Below are 3,190 nucleotides of genomic sequence, written 5' to 3' on the forward strand. Positions count from 1 at the left end.
CGGGTCAGCGGGCGCACCGCGCCGAGGTCGACGCTGATCCACTGCGGGTCGGCGTACGCGCTGCCCCACCGCGTCGCCGGGTCGCCGTCCACGGCGTGCGCCCCCACCAGCACGTCGCCCGGCTCGACGCTGGAGACCGCCACCGGCCGGCCGTAGGCGAACCGCTCCTCCTTGATCCGGATGTTGCGGTAGGAGATGCCCAGCCCGGCGCCGTCGTTCTGCACACCCACGTGACCGGTGGCCACGGCGCGGGAACTGACGTAGTCGTTGACCAGGACCCCGTTGAGCAGGACCTTGATGCGGGTGCCCTGCACGCGGATCTCTAGGAGTTCCACTGCCCCGGCGGTTTCGGCGCAGCGTTCCGGGCCGCGACGTCCGGCGCCTGGAAGCTGTAGACCGCACCGGTGGTCCGGGCGGTGGACGAGGTGCGGCGGCGCGCACTCACGTCCCATCGTGGAAAGGCGGCGTCAGTCGGCGCGGGGAAGCGTGATGGTGAAGGTCGTCCCGACTCCGACCTCGCTCGTGACCGTGATGGTGCCCTGGTGATCGGTGACGATCTGCCGGGCGATGGCGAGGCCGAGGCCACTGCCCCCGGTACGGCGGCCCCGCGCGGCGTCGGCCCGCCAGAACCGGTCGAACACATGCGGCAGCGCGTCCGCTGCGATTCCCGATCCGGTGTCGACGACCTGGACGACCGCCTGTGTGTCGGTGCGGCTCGCGACCAACCGGACGCTGCCGTCGGCAGCGGTCGCCTGTAGGGCGTTGGTGACGAGGTTGCCCACCACCTGGCGGAGCCGGTCCGGGTCGGCGTGTACCGCGACCGGCTCGGCATTCACGCGCAACGACACCCCGGCCGACTCGGCCCGTGCGTGGTGGGCGGTGCGGCAGGTCTCCAGGAGTTCGGCCAGATCCACCGTGACCCGGTGGTACGCCAGGTTGCCGGCCTCGGCCAGGGCCAGGTCCTGCAGATCGTCGACGATGCGCTGCTGCAGCACCGCCTCTTCGTGCAGGGATGCGAAGAGAGTCCGGTCCGGCGTGATCACGCCGTCGGACAGCGCCTCGAGATAGCCGCGCAGGTTCGCCAGCGGGGTTCGCAGTTCATGGGCGACGTCGGCGACCATCCGGCGTTGCCGCTCCTCCCCGCGCTGCAGGGAGTCGGCCATCCGGTTGAACGACCGGGCCAACTCGGCCAACTCGTCGTTGCCCCGCACCGGAACCCGTCCGGTGAGGTCGCCCCGGCCCAGCCGCTGAGCGGCCGCGGTGAGCGTGTCGATGGGGCGCAGCACCCGCCGGCTCAGCAGCAGGGTGCCGATGACCGCGACCGCCGCGACGCCCGCCGCCGCGGCGAGCAGTGGACCGGCGGCCAACACGGATGCGGGATCGCCGCGAGCGCCGAGATAGACCCGGGCGGGTACCGGCGCGACGTCACTGATGTCGTTGGTGAATGCCTGGGCCAGGCAGGAATCCAGTGTTTCCACCGTCGAGAGGGCACACACCTGCACCGAGGCGGCATCCGCCAGGCTCCGGCCCGGCTCCGCCGCGACGTCGGCGCAGCCGTCGACGATCTCAGCGACACCAGGGCGGTCGCGCACGCCGGCCGCCCGCAGGTCGGCGTCGAACTGCGGAACCCCCGAGCTGGTGGGTGAAGCGACGACGGGGACGGATTCCCGTGTCAGGCAGGCCGCGAACAGCACGCCGGTGCGGTAGCCGGTGATCGCACCGGCCACACCTTTCTGCCGGCTCGCCGGCTCCGCCGGCAGTGCGGCCAGATTCAGGACCGGCCGCGGGTCGACGACTCCGACCATCGTGCCGAGTGGCCGGGCGGTGCGGTCCTCCTGGGTGTCCGTGTCCACGATCACCTGGCCCGTGTCGGCGACCAGGTGGATCCGCTGACCGGTCTCGGCGCGCAGGTCCCGCACCAGCTCGGGCACGCCCTCCCAGGTGCCGTGCCGGCTGCCGTACGTGGTGAGTCGGCCGACGACCTCGTCGAGTTGCGCCCGGTCGGTGGTGGCCGATTCGTTGATCTGTTGCGAGGCCTGCCGCAGGGTCAGCCACGCGGTCGCGGCGGTCGCACTCACCGCGACGAGGATGACCAGCCAGAGCACCCGTACCCGAAAACTCACCGGTCGGCTCCGGGCATGCCCCCGGGTGTCGGCTTCGCCGCCGGCTCCGGTTCGGCGAGCCGGTAACCGCGGCCGTAGACGGTCTGGACGTACCGCGGCTCCGCGACGTCGTCCTCGATCTTGCGGCGGAGGTTCATCACGTGCGCGTCCACGGTGCGTTCGAGCACGAAACGATCGAATCCGAAGGCTCGGTCGATGATCTGCGCCCGGGTGAACGCCCGTCCGGGCTCGCTGGCGAGCACCTCCAGGATGCCGAACTCCTTGGCCGTCACGGCGACCGGCCGGCCGCCGACGCGTACCTCGAATCGACCGGCGTCCACCTCGAGCTCGCCGACGCGCAGCACCGCCCGGTTGTCGGCGCTCACCACCCGGGCCCGGCGCAGCAGCGCCCGGACCCGAGCGGCCAGCTCGCGCGGGCTGTACGGCTTGGTGAGGTAGTCGTCGGCACCGAGATCGAGGCCCAGCAGGACGTCCTCCTCGGTCGTACGGGCGGTCAGCAGCAGGATCGGAATGTCCGATTCGGCGCGCAGGATCCGGCACACGTCGAGGCCGTCGACGACGGGCATCATCACGTCGAGGACCACCAGGTCCGGCCGGCGGGACCGGCACTGGTCCAGCGCGATCCGCCCGTCGCCGACCAGCAGAACGCTGTGCCCCTCGCGTTCGAGATAGATCCGCACGAGGTTGGCCTGCTTGGGGTCGTCCTCGGCGACCAGGATCCGCGCGCTCATGTCTCCCCGTCCTGCCTGGTGGTTGCGGGGTCAAGTAAACCCGAAACCCGTGAAGAACTGATGTGGGCCGGATCCGGAGAGCGGTGAGCGGAATCCCGGCACAGCCGGCCCACCGCTTCTTCAAAGGTTCTTCACCACAGGCTGCCTACGGTGCCCGTCATGTCAGACAGGAGCCGGGACATGGTCGTCGGACCGGCGCACCCGGGCCGCCGCGACGAGCGACTGCGGTGGGCGGTCCGGCGGCGGATCCTCAAGCGAACGCCCGGCATCGCGCGTTGTGGCTCGGCACGATGAGGTGCGCCAACTCGTGCAGGAGGACGTAGTCGATCACCCAGT

At 71.3% G+C, this 3,190-nt stretch carries 3 protein-coding genes and 1 pseudogene; all 4 read right to left on the minus strand.

The window, feature by feature from the left end; all coding sequences use genetic code 11:
* Nucleotides 1-335 (minus strand): family 16 glycoside hydrolase (locus tag AB0I76_RS26015; protein WP_357040584.1); only part of this gene is annotated, 335 nt, incomplete at its 3' end.
* 132 nt (nt 336-467) lie between these two features.
* Nucleotides 468-2,123 (minus strand): ATP-binding protein, encoded by a 1,656-nt coding sequence (locus tag AB0I76_RS26020; RefSeq protein ID WP_357040587.1) that lies wholly within the window; start codon nt 2,121-2,123, stop codon nt 468-470.
* Nucleotides 2,120-2,854 (minus strand): response regulator transcription factor, encoded by a 735-nt coding sequence (locus AB0I76_RS26025; protein ID WP_357040590.1) that lies wholly within the window; start codon nt 2,852-2,854, stop codon nt 2,120-2,122. The genes AB0I76_RS26020 and AB0I76_RS26025 overlap by 4 nt, the downstream gene beginning before the upstream one ends.
* 271 nt (nt 2,855-3,125) lie before the next feature.
* Nucleotides 3,126-3,190 (minus strand): annotated as a pseudogene (locus tag AB0I76_RS26030) (YgjP-like metallopeptidase domain-containing protein); the annotation flags it as partial.

Source organism: Micromonospora sp. NPDC049799 (genome assembly GCF_040656655.1).
Taxonomy (GTDB): Bacteria; Actinomycetota; Actinomycetes; order Mycobacteriales; family Micromonosporaceae; genus Micromonospora.